This is a genomic window from Bradyrhizobium sp. 197, from assembly GCF_023073375.1.
Taxonomy (GTDB): domain Bacteria; phylum Pseudomonadota; class Alphaproteobacteria; order Rhizobiales; family Xanthobacteraceae; genus Bradyrhizobium.
In genome coordinates this window covers 118,855-140,021 of record NZ_JADPJJ010000079.1, presented here as the reverse complement: position 1 = coordinate 140,021, position 21,167 = coordinate 118,855, and the positions used below count along the sequence as shown (strand labels likewise).

The window sequence follows — 21,167 nt, the reverse complement described above, 5'->3', positions numbered from 1 at the left end:
TTAGGCCGGCCGGAGCAATTCGTCCAGCGCGCTCATCGAGGCCTGCCGAAGCGCGACCAGCTCGCTGGCGGCACTCTGGCATTCGAACGGTGACATCGTGGCTGCTGCCAGCTCGATCTCGCGGCAGCGCTCGAACAGGCGGACGAGGCCGAGCGCGCTCGCGGCGCTGCCGAGTTGATGCGCGCAACGCGCGAACTGCGTGTGTTCGCCAATCTCGGCGGCCTTGGCGATGTCGCCGATCAGTTGCTCGCTCGTTTGATGCAGAAGCCGGCGGAGCTTTTCGATTTGCGTCGCGCCCAGCAGCTCTTTCTGCTCGTCGAGGAAATGCCGGTCGATCAACGCGCCCGCGGCAAGTCGCACTGCTGCCGGCTCGTCCTGCGGTTCGTCCTCGATCGCCTCGCGCAGCGCGTTGATCAGGATAGGCTTGCTGACGATCTTGGCGATGCCTGCCCCTGCAAGCCGTTCGCGGGCGCGGCGCGACACATCGGCCGTCACCGCGATGATGCGCGGCATCCTCGGCAGACCAAGCCTGCCGATCCGCGACGCCGCCTCCACGCCGTCCATGTCGGGCATGTGCAGATCCATCAGGATGATGTCGAACGCCTGGTCGCGGGCGAGTGCGATAGCCGACGCTCCGTTCGTGGCGATCGTGGAGTGGTGGCCGAGCCTCTTCAGCATGGCTTCGCCGACCTCGCAATTGACGGGATCGTCGTCGACCAGCAGCACGCGAAGCTGCCGCGATGATGGCTGAACCGCGCCTTGTGCGATGCCGCTCGCGGCGATGCCGAGCGGCACTTCAAGCATGAATGAGCTGCCTGCACCCGGCGTGCTCGCCACCGTCAACTCGCCGCGCATCAGGCGGGTCAGGCGGCGTGCGATTGCGAGCCCCAGGCCGGTGCCGCCGAACCGCCGCGCGATGCTGTCGTCGGCCTGGACGAAATCCTCGAAAATCCGCTCGTGCATGTCGGGCGCGATGCCGATGCCGGTATCGCGAACGGTGATGCGCAGCAGGGCATGATCGTCATGATGCTCGGCGGCGGCGTTCAGGCCGATGCCGCCGCGCGGGGTGAACTTGATCGCGTTGCCGATCAAATTGAGCAGGATGCGATTGAGCCGCACGGGATCGCCGTGCACCGAGGTATTGACTGTCGCATCGCAGGCGAGGTCGAAGGTCAGTCCCTTGCCGAAGGCCTGCGGCCGCATCAGATCGACGGCCGTTTCGATGAGCTGGTCGAGCCGGAAATCACGCGTTTCCAGAGTTTCGGCGCTGGCCTCCAGGCGTGCATATTCCAGGATGGCATCGACCAGCGCGATCAGCGTTTCCCCCGACGCAGCCGCGGTCGTGAGGCCGCGCCGCTGCGCTTCGCCGAGGCTGCCGTCGTCGAGCAGTTGCAGCACGCCCATGACGCCGTTCAACGGCGTGCGCAGCTCGTGGCTGACGACCGCGAGAAAGCGCGATTTTGTCTCGTTGGCCGCCACCGCCGCGCTGCGCGCGCGCTCGGCGGCGTCGTGCTCGGCAAGCGCCTGGTCTCGGGTCTTCTCCAGCTCCGAGGTGCGCTCGATCACCTTGCGTTCGAGTGTCGCATAGGATTCGCGCAAGTGAGCGGCCATCCGGTTGAACTGATCGCCGAGCGCCTCCAGCTCGTCGCCGGTCTTGATCGCGAGCCGCAGGCCGAGGTCGCCGCTCTCGATCCGCCGCGCGCCCTGCGTCAGGATCTGGATCGGCACGGTCATGCGCCGGCTGAGAAACAAAGAGACGAGCACCGCACAGGCCAGCAGAATGACCAGAAGAAATGTCGAACGTCCGATCGATGCATAGATCGGCTCGTAGGCTTCGCTGAGCGGGAGCTCGACGAACACCAACCAGCCCAGTGAGGGAACCGTCGCATAGGTCGACAGCACGCGTTGACCGGACAGATCCTCTTTGACCAGGCCGCCCGAGGGCGGCCCCACGCCATCGAGTGCGGCGCGGACGTCGGCATGGCTGGAGAGATCGCTGCGACGCAGTGCAGGCCACAAATCGGGATGCGCGATCAACACCCCCATCCGATCGATCACGTAGGCCTTGCCGGTGTTGCCCACCCTGATTCCGGCGACGAGGTCCCAGATGAAGCGAAGATTGACCTCGGCGACAATCACATTCGGCGCGAGGCCCGTTCCGCGTGTGGCAAGCGTCATGAACGGCTCGGTGTCACCGAGGAAGTAGACCGGTCCGTAATAGGCGCGGCTTTCGTTGGCGCCGCGAAAAGCGGGCGAGGTGGAGAGATCGGTCTTGCTGCCGATCCTGTCCGCGACACGGCGCGACACGCGCACCTGCTCGCGGCCCTGCGCGTCGAGCTCGGCGATTTCCGCGATCGCGGGCGAGAGACGCAGGAGGCGGATGGCGTTCAGACGATCGTCCTCGTTCGTGGACAGCTCGGGGGGCAGGCGGGAGAGCCATCTGATCTGGCTTTCGATCTGGCCGATGAACTGGCCGATCTGAATGGCCGCGGACGCTGCCTGCTCGCGCTGGGTCGCCGCCAGAAGCTGCTTCTGCTCGCGATATGAGAACCAGACGTCCAAGCCGGTGTTGATGGCAAGCGCGGCGAAGGCGAGGGCGGCGATCGAGTAGAGGTATTTTCGGAACAGCCGGCCGGGAGGCGTCCGCAAATTTCCGTGGTCGATCGTCTCGTTCACTCGCGGATCTCGTCGGCGCGTGCGAGCAGCGTGAATGGGATCGTCAAATCCAGCGCGCGGGCGACCGTGCGGTTGATCAGGAGCTCGTATTTCCGCGGCGCTTGCACCGGAAGATCGCCGGCCTTGGTGCCGCGCAGGATGAGATCGACATAGTCGGCTGAGCGCACTTCAAGCGTCGGCCCATAGCTCATCAGCCCGCCCGCATCCATGAAATAGTGGAACGGGTAAATCGTGGGAACGCGGTATTTCGCGGTTGCCGCGACGATCGCCTGCCGGTTGACCACCAGAAAGCTGTCGACGAGCGCGATCATCGCCGCCCTTGGCGGTTCGGAAAAGCGGCTGATCGCCCCGTCAATGTCCGCTGCCGTGCTGACGGGCGCGAGCACCACCGCCACTCCGGACGCCGCGGCTTCTTGCTCGAGGGAATCGAGGTAGAATCGTCCGGCGCCGGGCGTGGTCGCCGGATTGAACAGGACGCCAACGCGCGCGATATCCGGCACGGCCTCCCGGACGAGCTGAAGCCATTTGCCGCCCATCTCGGCGGTGCTGCTGGTGAAGCCTGTGACGTTGCCGCCGGGATGTGCGAGGCTTTGGACGAAGCCATTGCCGACAGGGTCATTCGAGGTCGCGAAGACGATCGGGATGGTTTTGGTGACTGCGAGGACGGCCCCGGTTTCGACTGTCGAGCCGGTCAGGATCACGTCCGGCTTAAGCTCGAGCAACTCCTGGACCGCGGTCTTCAGTCTATCCGGTGCGCCGAAAGTCGAACGGAGCTCGAAGCGGAAATTGACGCCTTCGACCCAACCTCGCTGCCTCAAGCCCACGATGAGACCACCCAGGCGAGAGGTCGGGCTGTCGATCATGCTTCTTCTGGTCAATTCGTCGTCGAGCCGCAATGCGGTCAGCGATGCGACCACCCGCATGCGATCAGATGTTGCGCCGAGCGCCAGCCATCCCGCAGCGGTTGTCCCCGCAAGACGAATGAACCCGCGGCGATCGACCGCGAGCGCGGAAGGCCGTTCGGTCATGAAAGTCTTTGCATGATGGTTTGCCCCAAGCCGATGCTTAGCGCGAACAGCCGGCATCCACAATTGATGAAAAAATGCGTTTGTGACTGCTCATTCGCAGCGTTTGGCAGCCCGATACCGTATTCCTACGCCGCCAGAGAGTCGCTGTTTCGATCCTTGTCTACTCCGTGACACCTTGTAACGCATTGCGGCGCTGCAACATTTTCCGTCTCGGTTGCGATGGCGGTTCGGGGAAGCCAATTCGTAGCTGCCGATTTTTAAAGCGTTGTTTCAAGTTTTTTCGAAGGTTTTCGATGCGCAAAATCTATCTCGTTCCGGCCCTCGTTGGCCTGCTCACCTCTGTTGCAACCGGGCCCCTTGCGGCCCAGGGCGCCGTGCCGAAGCAGAAAGCTGCGCCGGCACCGAGGGCCGCTGCCGGTACGCCGGTCGCTGCCGGCGCGACGTCGGCCGCCGCCGCCGAGACGCCAACCCCAGACGACAAGATCAAGGCGATCGACGGCTTCCGCTCCGCCAAGTTCGGCATGAACGAGGCCGACGTGCGCGTGGCGATGACGAAGGACTTCAATGCCAAGTCCGACGCGATCAAGGTTCAGGACAACGCGTCCGAATTGACGCGGAGCGTCCTGCTCTCCGTTCCGGAGCTTCTGCCGAACGGCGGCACCGCCGAGCTGTCTTACGTGTTCGGCTACAAGTCCAAGTCGCTGATCCAGATCGGCGCGGTCTGGTCGAAGGGCACCGACGCGGCGATCACGGCGGAGAAGCTGTTCTCCAATGCCAACATCCTGCGCGCCCATTTCCTCAGCGAGGGCTTCAAGCCCGACTCCGTCGCCGTCAACATGCCCGTCAGCGGCGGCATCGTGATGTTCCGCGGCAGCGACGCCAAGGATCGTTCGGTCATCCTGCTTCTCCAAGGAACGTTCGAGAACAAGGAGAACAACCAGCGTGTGCTGACGCCGACCAGCCTGCTGCTGTTCTACGTCGCCGATGCCAAGAGCCCTGACATCTTCAAGCTGCCGCCCGGCCAGTTCTAATGCCGGAACCTTTCCACGACATTCTCCCACCCGGTTGTGGATCGGCGCCAATGCCGATGAAGAGGATCTGAAATGCGCCGACCATCTGCAAAGCGAGACAATGACGAGCTGACGCTGCGCCGACTTGCGCGTTTCCGTTCGATGTCACTGCTCTGCGCGATGCAGATGGTCTTCCTGCCGGTGTTCAGCGTCCGCCTTCAGGCGCAGCCGGCGAACGTGATCACGCCGGACGGCCGCACCGGGACCAGCCTTCAGACCTCCGGCAGCGTAACCAACGTCACGACGTCGACGGTGTCCGGCAACAGCGCCTTCAACTCGTTCTCGCAGTTCAGCGTCGGCCAGGGCAACACCGTCAATTTGCAGCTGCCGACCGGGACGCAGAATCTCGTCAATATCGTTCGCGACGCTCCGGTCTACGTCAACGGCACACTGAACTCCTACATGAACGGTGCGATCGGCGGTAACGTCTATTTCGCCGATCCCAAGGGTTTCGTGGTCGGCCGCAGCGGCACGGTCAACGTCGGCAGCCTCAACGTCTCGACACCGACGCGCGAGTTCACCGACAGCCTGATCGGCGCGGGGGGCCAGATCAACGGCTCGGCGGTCGGCAATCTGATGGCGGGGTCGTTCCCGGTCTCGCCTGACGGCAATATCCGTATTTACGGCCGGATCAACGCCCAGGACGGTGTCCGCCTGACAGGGCAGAACATCTTCGTCGGCGAGGGCGCGAGCCAGCGCGACATCGCCAATCTCGATCACGCCGCCAAATTTTCCGCCTCGGTCAATTCGAAGGGGCTGCGCAGCGCCGCGGCGATTACCGTGCGCAATGGCTCGATTCACATCGGCGCCGTCAACAACGCCACCGTGAACGGGCGGTTGACGGCACGCAGCAAGAGCACGACGCCGAGCAACGTCACCGTTGTGGCTGGCAACAAGGCCGAGCTCGGCAAGAATGCGCGGTTGAGCACGGCGAGCAAGACTGCGGATGCCGGCGGCGTTCTCGTCAAGGCCGGCAACGACGTGACCGTCAAGAGCGGCGCCAAGATCAATGCCAGCTCGAAAACGGGCAACGCGGGTCTGGTCGAGCTGAGCGGAAACGGCGTCATCGACGTGGGCAGCGGTGTTACCATCAACCTTGCCGCGCCCAACGGCCAGGCCGGCACGCTGCTGATCGACCCGACTGATGTGGTGATCGGCGACATAAGCCAGGGCGACGTTGGCGTAACCCTCGGGAACACGTCCGTCGCCAACGCCATCGCGGCGCTCAGCGCCGGCGGCACCTATCTGGTTCAGGCCGACCATTCGGTCACGCTGGCCGCGCATGCGGTGATCGATGCCCGCAACCTCGACGCCGCCAAGACTCATTCCGTCGGCAACGCCATCAATGTCGAGATCGACGCGCCGACCATCAGCATCGTCAACGGAGCAAAGATTCTCGCCCAGGCGATCAATATTAGTGGAACGACCTACACCAGCGGCAGTGTCACGCTGACGGCGACGGCGAACGACACCAAGCTGTCGGGCCAAGCCACCGCGACCACTGGAATCACGATCGATGGCCAGATCACTGGTGGCGACATCTCGATCGGCGCGACCTCGACGGCGACATCGAGCTTCACGAGTTCGGTCCCTGGCCTCTTCACGCTGGTCGGCACCACGCTTGCGGCCTCGCTGCTCGGCCTCAACGGCGGCTATGTGGCCGCGAGCGCCACGGCGGTGGTCAACATCAATGGCAACGCCAACATCAACGGCGCCGGCAACGTCGACATCACGTCGCACGGCTCGGAAACGGCGCAGGATCCGGCGCTGGCGAGCACCTTGCTCGGCGGCTCGCCGATCGGCGCCGCCGCTGTCGTCGGCAAGCTCGACGGCAACGTCACCACCAACGTGGCCTCCGGCGCCACGATCAGCGCGGGCGGCAACCTGAACATCCACGCCATCAATGACGCCACGCTGAACGTGACTGCGGTCGCGGCGACGTCCAGCGCGCAATTCGTCGCGACGGTAGCCTATTCCACCGGCTCGGTCTCGACCTCGGCCAATGTCGCGACCGGTGCGAACCTTTCCGTCGGCAACGTGATTGCATCAGGCAACTCGCTGACGGTACGTGCGATCAACAACAACTCGTTCTCGACCAGTGCCACGGCGGTCGCGCTAAGCACGCCGAACGCGAGCGGCGGCATCGGCGGGGCGCTCGCCATCAGCGACGTTACCACGTCCGCCACCGCAAAGCTCGGCTCGTCACTGGGCACCAGCGCGTCGTCCCGGATGAACGGCTCCGTGATGGTCGAGGCGACGTCGAATACCACGAGCAACTCGACCATGGCCTCGACCATCGTCGGTACGCCGGCCGTGATCGGCGCGATCCAGGATTTCATGGTCTCCACGGCCAGCCCGGGCTCGATCATCGCTCAGCATATGATCCCGCTGATGCCGGTGAATTTCGATCTGAAGGCCGCCGCCGCGCTGTCGCTGGCCAACAGCACCGAAAACGCCACCGCGTCGATCGGGCAGAATCCGAGCGGCGGCGCGCCCAGCCTCTATGTCAGCGGCAATGTCGCAGTCGTCAGCACTCTCATCGACCGCGGCGTGCGTAGCAACGCCACGGCTTCTGCGATCGCCTCGGACCCCACGAGCGGCGAGGGAGTCGCGATCAGCGCCGCGGTCGCATGGGGCAATTTCAACCACAATTCGAACGCCTATATCGGCGGCGGCACCGTGATCAATGCGGCCAACATCGCCGTCGACGCCAGCACCTGGATGCCGATCACCAATACCTGGCTGAAGTGGGACGGATTGACCGAGGTTCTCAGTCACCTCAACGGCAATCTCGGCGTCGGCGGCAACATTCTGACCAGCTATGCTAACGCCACGGCCGACGCGGGCGACACCGCCGCCGTCGCTGGCTCGATGAACCATTTCGTCGTGAACAACGACACCACGGCGTGGGTGGCCAGCAGCGCCAGCCTGACCGCGACATGCACGGCGGCTTGCGGCAGCAGCTGGTCCGCGACGGTGAACAACGGCGACGTCCACACCTACGACGCCAGCATCCAGATCGCGGCGACGACGACGACGGCGTCGATCGACGCCGCCGGCAATGTCGGTACACTCGGCTTCCTGCCCGGCAACACGTCCGGCGGCTCCTCGGTGGGCGGCTCGCTCAATTTCGTCCAGTTCAACACCAGCACGATCGCCGGCGTTTCGGACGGTGCGTCGCTGCGGGCGGCGGACGACATCGCCGTCAACGCGATCACCTCGGATCAGTTCATCGCCGTCGCGCCGTCGTCCGGAAAGGCCGCCGGCGCGCTGGCGCTGAACGGCATCACCTCGCTCGGCTTCCTCAACAACACGACGCACGCCTCGATCTCCAGCCAGGCCAGCGTCTTTTCTCCGACCCTCAACATCCTGGCGCAACAGGATCTGTCGGTCGTGACGATCGCCGGCGCGGTCAATGTCGGCGGCGGTTCGGCGGTTGGATTGTCCGTTGCCTATCTGGGCGCGAATATGGATACGTCCGCCTATATCGGCGACAATCATTCCGACATCCGGCCCGGGCCGTTCAGCACCGACGATCCGTTTGCCGGCAACAGCGGCGGAAGCGGCTCGGTCAACGCCGACAACCTCACCATCAGCGCCACCACCTCAGGCCGGATCACGGCAGCGGCCGTCGCGGCTTCGATTTCCGAGCCGTCATTGTCCAGCTTCGCCGACAAGGCGGGCGCCGCTGGTGCCGCCGCGACCGGCGGGCCGGCGGGGATTGCGCTGGCTGCAAACAAGATCAGCTCGGGCTCGGGATCGAGCACGAGCGGCTTCACCATGGACCTTGCGGGCAGCTCGTCCGTGAGCGACGTCTCGCTCGGAACCAGTGCCTATATAAGGAATACGTCGGTCAACAAATTCACCACGGCGACCGCGGTGAACACGAATACGATCGTGCAGGCACTCAACGACACGATCCTCAGCAACGGCTCCGGCTCCGCCGCGGCCAACATGTCCGGGTCGTCGTCTCAGGGAGCCGCGATCGGCGCCGCCATCGCGGCTGCGATGTCCAACAATGCCACGCTCGCATATATCTACGGCACCACGATGCAGAACCAGATGTCTGTGACGGTGCAGGCGCTCAATGGCGGGTCGGAAACCGTCGTCGCCATCGGCGTGGCGGGCGGAACGTCAGCCAATGCGGCCGCGCTGTCGGGGTCGGTCGGCATCATGACGGACAGCGCCAACGCCTATATCGAGAGCTCGACCATCACGGGCTACGCGACGGGGACCAATCGCGCGATCGAGGTCGATGCCTACCAGACCACGAACATCGCAATCGGCGGCGGCTCGCTCTACGTGTCCGGCGGCAAGGCCGGTGTCGGCATCGGGCTGACTTACGCGTCGATTGCCGATCCCGCGGGCGGCAATGCCACCGACGCGCATATCCGCAGCACGTCGATCTCGAATTATGACAGTCTGCTGGTGCTGGCCGACAGCGCCAGCGTCATTGCCGCCGGTGCGGCCACGGGCGGGGCAGGGGGCAACGGGCTTGCCGGTGCGATCGTGGTGGACGAGATTACGCCCACGACGACGGCCTATATCAGCAGCAGCTCGACGGTGAACATCAACGTCGGGCGCGTGACGGTGCTGGCGGACAGCGGCGCTGTGTCGGATCTCGATACGGCGCTCGGAAATCTCGTCAAGAAGTCGAACAACAATCATCTCGCATCGGACACGTGCACGGCTGCCGCCGGCAATGGCACGCAGAACTGCATCGATTTCAGCGCGGCGGCGCTCAACGGTGGCACGGGTAACGGTCCGGGCGCCAGCATCGTCTCCGTTGCGGGCACCATCCAGGCCGGCAAGAACAATGTCGGCGCCTCGATGGTGTACGATACCATCGCGACGACGCATTCGGCCTATATCGCCAACGTCCGGATGTCGACCCTCGGCAGTGTCAGTGTGAGTGCGCTCGACACCACGAAGATCCAGTCGGTCACGATCGGATTCGGCCTGGCGACCAGCCAGTTTGCCGGCGTCGGCGGCATGACGATCAGCTCGATCGCCAATACCGTTACGGCGGCTATCGGCAACAACCAGTCCGACCCGACGCAATCGACCGTGACGGCCTCCAACATCTCCGTCAGCGCGAGCGACAATTCCAGCATCACCGGAGCCGCCGCTATCGCTGGCGCCTCGACGCAAGGCAGCGCCGCGGGCCTGGCGCTTGTCTACAGCAGCATCGCCAACTATGTCAGCGCCGGCGTCACCGGCTCCAAGCTGACCGCCTCCGGCAGCGTCGCCGTCAGCGCGAACTCGAACACCAGTATCTCGACCATCGCCGTTGGTATCGCGATGTCCTCGCAGGTCGGCCTGGCCGGTTCGGTCGCCACCAATCTGATGGGGACCAACGTCACCGCCAACATCACCGCTGCGGGCACCAACGGTATCAACGGCGCCGACGTGATCGCCGCCAACAACGTTGCCGTGATCGCCGGCAACAACGACAAGGCGGCGGTGTTCGCGGGCGCCGTGTCGATCAGCAAGGGCGCGGGCGGTGCCGCGGGCTCGCTGGTGACCAACCAGATTACCGGAACCACCGCGGCCTATATCAGCGGGGCGAACACCAAGGTCGATGCGCGCGGAACCAGCGCGACCGATACGCTGTCGGTCAACAACGGCACGCTCGTCCATGCCTTCGATCTCGGCACCGCCCGGGCGCCGAGCGACAGCACGCCCGACCTCTCTGAAAACCAGGACGCTTTGCGCGGCCTCGCCGTCGTGGCAAGCTCGCACCAGGCGGTCGTGGCCAACGTTGCGTCGCTCGCCGCGAGCAGCGGCATCGCCATCATGATCAACCCGATCACCAATGTGATGAGCGGGGCGACCAGGGCCTATATCGACAGCGCAGCCATCGACACGCGCCTGACCTCCTCGACATTGGCGCCGCAGATCGAGGTGGCCGCGTCGAGCTTCTCCTATTCCGGCACGCTCGGCGCCGGCATCATTCCGCCCACCGGCAACGGCGGCGGCGGCGCCACGATCATCAGCACGACGATGTCGCGCGACACGCGCGCCTACATCACCAATGCCACCGTCGGCGGCGTCCAGTCGCCGAGCCCGACGGTCGGCGCCGTCACCGTGAAGGCCAACGCCGAGCAGGACGCGTCCTCGATCGCGATCGGGTTCAACACCGGCTCGGTCGGGCTGAACGTGTTCCAGGCCACGACGGAAGCCTATGTCGACGGCGGCGCGCTGACGGCCGCGTCACTGACGGTGAACGCCAACAACAACACCGGCATCTTCTCCGCGAACGGCTCCGGCGCCTATGGCAGCCAGGCCGCGATCGGCGCGGCGTTTCTGGTCCAGGTCTCGGCGAACCGGACCGAGGCCTATGTCGGCGACGAATTCCACTACCAGGGCAACGGCGCGGCGCATACGACCGCGGTCAATCTGACCGGCGCGCTCGACGTCGAGGCCAAAACGAAGAACCGCTTCGAGGCCTATGCAGTCGGCGGCGCGCTTTCGACAGGGACGGCGGCGATCGCCGGCATGGCGAACATCGAGATCGCAAACAACACCACCATCGCCGGCGTCTACGACACCACGCTGCAATCGCCCACGGGAGGCGCGGCCGGCGCGGTCACCATCAACGCGAACGAGGACGTGGCGATCAAGGAGATCGCGGGTGCACTCGCGATCGGGGCCAGCGGAGGCGGCGTCGGCGTTGGTGCCGCGGCGAACGTCATTGTCTTCAAGAGCCAGACCATTGCGGAAAGCCGCAACAGCAATTTGAATTCGTCCGGCGCGATCAATGTCGGGGCGCTCAGCACCAAGGAAGTGCTGTCCTACGCGGTCACCGCCGGCATCGGCGGAAGCGTCGGCATCGGTGCGACCGTCGGCGTCATCATCATCGGCACCAATACCGCCGATCCGGATACGCAGGGCGAGCAGACCGGCCAGCTCAATCAGGGCGGCAACGGCACCATCGCGTCGGTGAACGCCGGCACGAATTCTTCGCATGGCAGCAACGCGGTCGCGAGCGGCACCGCCGGGAATCCGAACAATGCCAACGTGACCTCGACCTACGACGTCAGCAGCGTGCTGACCGGCGGCAATGACGGCGTCACGGCGCAGATCGCGGGCGGCAACGTCACGGGCACGCAGGTCAATGTCGCCGCCACCAGCGCCAACGCGGCCAAGATGTATCTGCTCGGCGCCGGCTTTGCGAAGAACGTCGGTATCGGCGCCGGCATCGGCTACACCAGCGTCAGCAGCAGCGTGCTCGCCAATCTGAGCGCGGTCGTATCCGCGCCTTCCGTGGCTGTTGCTGCGGTGGTCAAGGACGCCAGCACCGGACCTTATGCCGGCAAGACCATCGACACCGAGGCGATCGCCGGCGGTGCCGCGCTTTACTTCGGCGCGGACGCAGCCGTGGCGGTCGGCAACGTTGCCAACACCGTGACCGCGCAGCTCGGCGGCCAAATCACCGGCACGGGCGGCGACGGCGTCGCCGTCATGGCGCTGGACTCGTCGACCCAGGTCGTCTTCACGGGCGGCGTCACCGGCGGTGCCGTGGCGGTCGGCGCTTCGATCGCCACCGCGGGACGATCGAGCTCGGTCGCGGCGAAGGTTCTTGACGACGCCGTCGTCAATACCTCGACCCTGGCGGTTGGCGCGTCCGGCGCCGGGCAATTGACCACGACCTCGACGGCGCTTGGCGGCGGTATCGTCGCCGGCGTCGGTGCGGACGCTGAGGCTCACGAAAATTCGACGGTGCTTGCGGAGATCGGTTCGGGCTCCTCGATCACGACCTCCGCGGCCGGCGTCGGTACGCTCGTGACGGCGTCGATCACGCCCAATCTGTCGAGCACCGCGATCGGCGTCTCGGTCGGCGGCGGCGCGGTCGGCGTCGCCGTCGCCAAGTCCACGGTCGGAGCCACGGTCACGGCCGATGTCGGCGACAATGCCGTCTTCTCGGGCGGTGCGCTCGCCGTGACCGCCATGGCGCTGGTCCCGACCAGTGGCACGACGACCTATGCCTGGGCGCTCGCAGGTGGCGGCGGCTCGCTGATCGGCGCGCAGGGCAGCTTGGCCATGGCTTCCGAGAACGCGACGGTCAGCGCGTACGGCGGAACGGGGATTACGCTTCCCAACGGCGACGTGGTCATTGCGGCCGAAAATGACAGCAGCCAATACGCCCAGGCGACCGGCCTTTCGACCGGGTTCCTGGCGCTGGGTGCGACCGTCGCCCAGACGTCGTCGAGCGCGCACACTTACGCCTATCTGGGCGCGCCCGTGGATATGGACACGGCTCATCTGAATCACACTGACTACACCGGCATCCTCCAGATCACGGCCACCGGCAAGGATACCAACGTCTCCAACGCGACGGTCGGCGCGGGCGGCACTTACGCCGGCGCCGCTGCGGTCGCAACCACGAGTTCGACCGCCGTGACCGATGCGCGGTTCGACGGTGGCACGACGGATGACACGGTCTATTTCGGCGGCCTCAGCATCAACGCCAAGCACACCACGAATTATGCCGCCAGCGGTGACGCCTATCAGGCGTCCACGGCCGGTGTCTCCGCCGGCAAGGCGCAGAACGACGTCAACTCGACCACCACTGCCGAGATCGGAAACCACCTGATCATCAATTCGGCCGGCGGCAACATGGTCGTCATCTCCAACGACATCGTCAACCAGGCCGGTGGCGGCGCGCGTTCGGGCTCCGGCGGCACGTTCTCGGGCGCTGCCGCACTCAGCGACTCCCATGTCACCCAGACCGTCACCACCAACATCGGCTCCGGCACGGTCCTGAGCCTCAACGGCGATCCGCGGACCTCGGCGGCGGTGATCAACATCGAGGCCTACAACACGCTGAACACCAACGACACTGCCAGCCTGGCCACGGCCAGCTTCTTCGCGGGCGGCGGCGCCGAATCCAACATGACGGCAAACGCCACGCTCGCGGTCAACATCAACGCCCGCGAACTCTTCAGCGTCGGCAAGATCTATATTGGTTCGGCGGCGAAGATGGCGGCGGCCAACAATGCCAATGCCAGCCTCTACGGCGCGATCGCCGGCGTCGGCGCCAGCACCAACACCTGGGTGCACGCCAACCAGGCCGTCAATGTCGGCAACAACGCCAAGGTCGAGGCCTGGGGCCAGATCAACATTTTTGCCGGCATGTCGGGCGATACCATCATCTTCAGCAGCGTGCAGGCAACCGCGACGACGGTTGTCTACAACAACACCGCGATTCCGATCTCGACGCTCTACCGCGGCACGGCCAATGCAGATGACACCACAAGCCTGACGCTCGCCAACACCTCGAGCGTGCTCGGCGTACAGAACATTTCCCTGGGAGCGACCCAGGGTCAGGTCACGGCCTCCGGCAACGGCAGCAACTACAATCCGTATCTGGACATCTTCAGCGCCAAGAACAGCGATAACCACAGCCACACCAGCGGAACCGGCGATGTCGCGCTCAATGGCCTGGTGGTGGCGGGCATCAACAACGATATCACCATTACGATCGACATAGGTGCGAGCACGCCGACCGCGAGCACGACGAGTCCCTACTTGTCACTGCTGTCCGGCGGTTCGTCGACACCTACCCTCGAATATGTCGCCGACGTCGACCACTTCAACCCGATGATGAGCTGGAACCACCAGGTGGTCCAGTACACCATCGTCGGCGGCTTCAATCCCTACCAGAGCGTCGTCAACCAGCTCGTCACGCTGACCGGTCTGACCGAGACGCAAATTCGCTCACAGCTGGCGGCGGCGACGCCCGCGGCGCCCGCCACGATGTCGCCGTCAGGCACCGATCCGACCGGCGACTTCCAGCGCCAGATCAACGCGTTGATCCAGCAGGCGCCGTACACCTCCGACTCCACCGGCAATGCCTTCGCATTCGGCGATATGCTGGTGTCCGCCGGCAACGTCTCGATCCTGGCGCAGAAGCTGACTGGAAACAGCGGCACGAATCCGACTGCGCCGGCGGTGATCGCGCGCAGTTCGCCGATGATCAAGATCGAGAACAGGGGTCTCGACTTCATGGACCTGGCCAACCTCACGGTCACCAATGTAACCGGAGGAAACATCACCTACCGCCAGATCGACCATGTCGACCCGGATTCGCACTCCAACGTGACCTTCACCGCCACGCCGAGCGCGACGCCGATCATCGACATCTCGGCCACCTACAACCGCCTGGATCCCTCCAGCGGGCTCGGCGTCGACCAGAACGGCAACCAGCTAACCCGCACGCCCGACATCTATTTCGACGGTGCCGTCAACAACGAGAACGGCCTGCTCAAGATCACCAACAATCTCGGCAGCATCGTCGCGTCGCAGTCACTCAATGCCGCGACCGTCCAGATGGTGGCGCCCAACGGCTCGTTCGTCTTCCTCGGCGGCATTGGCAGCTTTTACACCTCCAACCACGATGTTCTCTCGCAATGGGCCGGCGTCGAATTCAAGCCGGCTGACGACGACACGCTGACGGCGGTGATGGCGGCGGCGACCTATCTCGGCGCCTATGGCGATTACGCGACCGCTCCGCATATCGCAGGGGGAGCCGGTCACCCGTACTTCTACTACTGCTGCGTCGACGGCAACAACGGCGTTCAGCAAACGGCCGCCAACAGCACGATCTTCACTGCGCGCATGCTGGAACTGTATTACGACGGCCTGTCGCTCTATTCGGCGATCTTCCTGCCGATGGGATCGGGGGCGCCGGGTAGCGGCAACCCCAACGCCGGCAGCGTTGGGAGCACCACCGTGCTCGGGCAGATGGAAGGGCCGACGCGCCAGACCATCACCACCGCGCCGTGGGAGCGGGATACCTATACCGGCCAGGGCGTCTACAGCAACTCGACCTACGACTACACCACGACCTCGACAGATTCCCAGGGCAACACCACCACCACCAACCACACGTCTACGTTCTACTCGCCATTCAATTGCGCGGGGTGCTCTGCCTATTTCCAGGTCGTCAATATCCAGCCCGACGTGATCACGCCGAGGACCGCGCAATCCAACTCGTCCTCGAACTGGAGCTCGACCGCGCCCACGGGGACCAACCCGCCGGATAACGCGCCCTTCATCTTCGGCAAGGCGATCATCATCTCGGCGGGGGTCATCAACATCAACGGCACGATCCAGAGCGGCACGAGCAGCGATTACTCGGTCGACATCGGCGGCACCACGTTGACCGCCATCAACGACCTCAAGAGCCGCAATGCGGGCGCGGACTTTGCCCAGGCCCAGGTCAACGCGCGGAACGGCAGCTATTACGACATCACGGCCTCCGCGACGACGGAGGCCGCAGGCGACATCAAGATCGGGGTCAAGTACAACGCTCTCACCGACCAGATCCTCGTGAACGGCGTGGTGCAGGGCTCGGGCGGCTACGTCTATCTGAACGGCAAAATCATCTCGACGTCGACCCAGGATGGTGTCTCCCAGGGCACTATCGCGGTCAAAGGTGGCGCCGGCTCGATCACGGTTAACAACACAACCGGCCTGCAGCTCGTCACCAACACCATCAATACCGGCGTCAGCGCACCGAGCGTGATCGAGATCGTCGATCAGCTCAAGCAGCAGACGACGTGGTACGTCTACAATCCTTCCGCTGCGGGCGGCCAGCAGGTGTCGACGTATCAAACGAGCGGCGTCAATGCGAGCCAGTACACCGACACGATGCTGACCAGCCTCAGTGGCACGGCAGGCATCCAGTACGCGACCAAGGCAAACATGTTCTACCAGTGGGTCGATACGGCTACGCTGGATCGTCCGACGGACTCGACGCAGTTCGACTACGGCTGGCACTATACGCCCAACGCGGCCACCGGGCAGAACTGGACCCGCACCATCAGCCTGGTTTCGGACGTGCAGCAGGCCCAGGGCGGCGGCGGCAGCACTGGCCCACAGACCTCGAACTTCCAGGAAGTCGTTACCGCGACCGGTTCCTATCACACCGGCGGCGGCAACACCCATCCCGAGAAGTGCTGCGGCGCGGACGGTCAGTACAATTGGTACCAGGAGATCTACGATCACCTGACACTGACGCTGACCAATACGGTCAAGGCGTCGAACCCGATCAACATCTCGTTCAGCGGCGGCGGCAACAGCACGGTTCTGGTCACTTCGAATTCCGGCATCGTCGTCAACGGTCCGATCAACAACCTCTCGGGCACGACGACGGTCAACGCCACCGGGGCCAATTCGGCCATCACCAGCGGGACGAACGCGAACAACCCGATGATATCGGGCCGGAGCGTAATTCTCTCGGCGGACGGCGGCATCGGCACGATCGGCGCGAACGGTGTTCCCGTCCAGGTGCAGGTCTATGGCGGCAGCCTGACGGCGAGTTCGATCGACCACGACATCGCGATCGCGGCCATCGGCTCGCTTTCGATCAATCAGGTGAAGGTAAATTCGGCGGGCAGCACGCCGCAGGGCAGTGTCTTTATCTCGGCGACCGGGGACATCAACTCGGCCTCGCCCTACGACGTCGCCAGCCCCGTCGTGATCGGCAAGAACGTCGAGATCAACTCCACCGCCGGCGCGATCGGCGCGACGAGCAGCGTCGTCAATGGCGCGAGCACGCTTACCAATATCAATCCGCTGGTGATCCAGGCGACGGGCACGACGCAGGCCGGCGGCAGCGTCGACGGCGGGGTTCTCGACAGCGCCTCGGCCACCGGCACCTACATCGTGCAGTCCAAGGGCGATTTGCGCCTCGGCACGGTCCAGTCGAGCGGCGGCCCGGTGTTCCTGGAGGCCGCCGGCTCGGACGGCAACCAGGCGAGCATCCTGAACGGAAGGGCAGCGGTTGGTCTCACCCAGGCGCAGAGCCAGCATCTGCAGGATGTCTGGGCCAGCCTCGACCTGCTCAGCGGCAACGCCGCCACCAACGCCGTCAACAGCTACCAGTCGATGGTGACGTCGGCCTACAACGACTACTTCCAGCTCAAGAACATCGCGTTCACGAACGGCAGCACCTACAACCCGACTTCGGTGGGGCTGACGGTGCTGCGGGCGCAAGTGGCCGCCAAGCTCGGCATCGATCCCGCGAACGTCTCGACGACGGACATGAAGGTCGAGGCCACGACGCGGTTCCTGAGGGATCAGTTCCTGCTCGGCAAGATCACGACCGACGAGCTCAAGACCTCGCTGACGACATTGCTCGGCACCGCACCGGCAGATCCGCTGGCGACCGTGTTCGGCAGCTCGTTGTCGTCGACCCTGTTCACGAAGCTGTTCGACGGCGTAACGACAGCCAATCAGCGCCTGCCGAGCAATACGGCGCTGCAAACGGCGCTCAACGCCTATAATGCGAACTACACCTACACGCTCGCATCGACGGAGACGGTCTACAGCATCATCACGGCGGGCTCACAATGGACGCAGAGCCAGCTCGCCTACACCGTCTCGTCGTCGGCCGTCGGCGCCGCACCGCCGCCGATCGACGAGAACGTCGTGGCCAATGTCAGCGCCAACCAGATCATGCTCTACGCGCCGCACGGTTCGGTCGGCAATTCGGCCGCGCCGCAGGCGTTCACTTTCACGAGCGTCGATTCCTCGTCGCTGACGCCGGAGCAGAGGGGATTGCTCGCGACCGCCGGCCCCGGTCAGCTCACTGTCGGCGCGGTCACCGACCCGACGACCCATGTCGTGACATATACGGTCAGCCTGTCGCAGCAGAACCTCGTCGTTGTCGACAACCCGATCGCGATCTCGGCCAAGTCGCTGACGAATGTCTATCTCGGCAGCAAGAACAGCCTTACACTCGGCGGCGTCACTGCGAACTACGGCCCGATCGCGGCCGCGCAGGCCAACGGCATCGAAGTGACCGGCCGTGGCGACGTCAAGCTCGACGCCGTGACCAGCATCACCGCCGCCGCCGGCGTGACCGGTACGCCCGTGATCTCCGGCGATATCGGCAACCTGACCCTGATCGCCGAGCACGGCAATGTCGGTGCCCCCGGGGCCGCCGGAAGCAATCCCGCAGCCAATGCAAACGCGATCCAGATCGCGTTCGCTGATCCGAGCAACGATCAGCTCGACCAGGTCTCGTCGGCGCAGGGCATCTATGTGAAGCAGACCACCGGCGATCTCATCCTCGGCAACATTGCCGCCGGCAATGCAATTCAGCTCGCGGCGACCGGCAGCATCTACGCCGAATCCGGCTTCTCAGACCGTACCGCGATCCACATTCTGGGCACCGACCTCGATCTGCGTGCCGGCGGCAGCATCAGCTTCAACGGCTCGACCTTCCAGCCCGTGCAGGTGAATATCTCCGGCGCCGTGACCGGCTCGGCGGTCGGCGATCTCAGCATCCTCGCGGTCACCGGCGATCTCGTGGTCGGCACGAGCGGCACCTATGGAACGCTGACGGCTGGCGGAGCACTGACGCTGAACGTTCCGCGCGGCGTGCTCACCATCAATGCGGACATCACCAGCGGCGGCCTGATGCAACTGCTTGCCAACCGCGGCATGACTTTCACGGCCGGCACCAGCACGGCGCCTGTGACGGCGACCAGCAGCTCGGACGGAGTGACACTGGTGGCCGCGACACTGTCGATGGGAGCTTACGCCGCCATTAACGCGGCCGGCGTGATCTCCGTGACCACCACCGGCGACGCGACCATCGGCCAGCTGAATTCGTCGCTGTCCTATGCGGCGGCCTCGAACGCGCCTTCGATCATCGTCACCGCCGGTGGCGTCGCCTCGCTGGGGGCGATCATCGACAACGGCGACGGCCAGATCAAGGTCGTCGCGTCCGGCTCAGGCGCCGAAGTCGCACTGAGCGCATCCAACGGCATCGGCAACGCGACAAGCCGGTTCATCCTCAGCGCCGCGCGGCTGTCGGCAAGCACGAGTGCCGGCGGCATCTACCTGAAGGCTCTGACCGACACCGAGGCGAGCCTGCTCTCCGCGGTCAAGGGTAGCGTGGACATCCTCGGCACCGGTGGCCTGACGCTCGACCAGGTGCTGGCGGGCACGGCGGCGGGCGCGAGCGGCTCCTTCAGCGCCGTGGCGAACAACGGCAGCATCGTCATCGGCACCGCCGACAGCAGCGGGTCGCAGACGGTCCACGCCACCCAGAACGTGACGTTCAAGTCGCTCGCGGCAACCGGCTACAGCGGCGACGTCGGCAACATCAATGTCACGGCTGATAACGGCTTCATCCTGGCGCAGACGGTGATCTCGGGCGGCGTGACGACGCTGGGTTCGGTCTCGGCCAACGGCTCGGCAAGACTGCTGGCGGCGGGCGCGAACACCGGTCATAACCTCACGGCTTCGACCGGCAACGCACTTCTGCAGGGCACCGTTGTCAGGTGGGACAATCTCAATGTCGGCGGCACGCTCGGCATCACTGCGACGGCTGGAGGGATCACGCTCGGCACCGCCACGAGCGGCGGCACGCAGACCCTGCATGCCGTGGACGACATCGTCTTCAGCCAGCTGACCACGACGGGAATCCCGGGCGATGCCGGCGGCATCGACGTCAAGTCCGACACCGGTTCGCTCCGCGGCGGATCGATCTCCGCCAACGGCGATACGCATTTCGATGTGGCCGGAGGGGTCTCGTTCGACCGGATCAGCGGCAATGTGATCAAGCTGATTTCATCGGGCGACCTGACCATCAACTGGGTCAGCGTGGTCAAGGAGCTCGACCTCGCCGCCGATACCATCAACGTCAAGGGCGAGCAGGTCCGCTCGAACCCGTCGGTTCCGCTGATCATGAACATCACCGGCTACAATGGCGGTACCGCGAAATACGCCAACATCTCGATCGATCCGGACACCATCATCGTCAACCAGTTCAAGGTGGTGGACGCGAACTTCCTGACCGATGCGCACTCCGTGACGATCCTGAACGGCTATGTGCCGGGCCAGCTCATGCTCACCACCGCCACCCAGCAGGTGCTGCTGGACAACCGTTCGCCGGCACCGACGAACGGGCCGTCGCTCCAGCTTTATCAGCCGGGCGGCGTGTTCACGATGAGCCAGGTCGGCAACGCCAGTGTCAGCAACGCCTATGTGGTGTTCTACACCGGCGACGTCTCGGCGACCGTCACCAACTACGGCTCGACCCACACCTGCTGCAACGACTTCACCGGCGCGAGCATGGTGCGCAACATCCCGGTTGACGGCGAGGGCAAGGAGAGCATCGAGACCTGGCTCGCGAAGAAGGGCGGGGGGACGTTCTACCTGCTCGGTCTGTCCGGTCAGGCGCGGCTCGACGCGCTGCTGACGCCGCGGCCGATCGAGACCGTCGGGTCCGGCCCGGCCGTCAACATCGAAGGACTGAACGACATGCGCAAGCTGCGCCGCCAGGGGCAGCGCGTGGGGCGCACGGGCTGGAAGGATGCGGCGGTCGAGACGGCGAGGTCGGCGATTGGCCGTCTGGCACAGGCATGGTAACGGG

Annotated in this window: 4 protein-coding genes; 2 read left to right on the top strand and 2 right to left on the bottom strand. The window is 65.0% G+C overall.

Going from position 1 to position 21,167, the window contains the following annotated elements:
- Positions 1–2,676, bottom strand: coding sequence for a hybrid sensor histidine kinase/response regulator (locus IVB27_RS19380; protein WP_247444922.1), 2,676 nt, complete (start codon positions 2,674–2,676; stop codon positions 1–3).
- On the bottom strand, positions 2,673–3,704 hold the full coding sequence (locus IVB27_RS19375) for an ABC transporter substrate-binding protein (protein ID WP_247444921.1): 1,032 nt from the start codon (positions 3,702–3,704) through the stop codon (positions 2,673–2,675). Before IVB27_RS19375 ends, IVB27_RS19380 begins: the two co-directional genes overlap by 4 nt.
- Positions 3,705–3,997: 293 nt before the next feature.
- Here IVB27_RS19375 and IVB27_RS19370 point away from each other — a divergent pair, with 293 nt between their 5' ends.
- Positions 3,998–4,735: a hypothetical protein gene (locus IVB27_RS19370; RefSeq protein WP_247444920.1), complete on the top strand. Its 738-nt coding sequence runs from the start codon at positions 3,998–4,000 to the stop codon at positions 4,733–4,735.
- Positions 4,736–4,807: 72 nt separating this feature from the next.
- Positions 4,808–21,163 (top strand): leukotoxin LktA family filamentous adhesin, encoded by a 16,356-nt coding sequence (locus IVB27_RS19365; RefSeq protein ID WP_247444919.1) that lies wholly within the window; start codon positions 4,808–4,810, stop codon positions 21,161–21,163.
- Positions 21,164–21,167 lie beyond the last annotated feature (4 nt).

Excerpts from the sequence above, each read along its gene's own strand:
- IVB27_RS19375 (WP_247444921.1), bottom strand. The coding sequence starts at position 3,704 with ATGACCGAACGGCCTTCCGCGCTCGCGGTCGATCGCCGCGGGTTCATT.
- IVB27_RS19370 (WP_247444920.1), top strand. The coding sequence starts at position 3,998 with ATGCGCAAAATCTATCTCGTTCCGGCCCTCGTTGGCCTGCTCACCTCT.
- IVB27_RS19365 (WP_247444919.1), top strand. The coding sequence starts at position 4,808 with ATGCGCCGACCATCTGCAAAGCGAGACAATGACGAGCTGACGCTGCGC.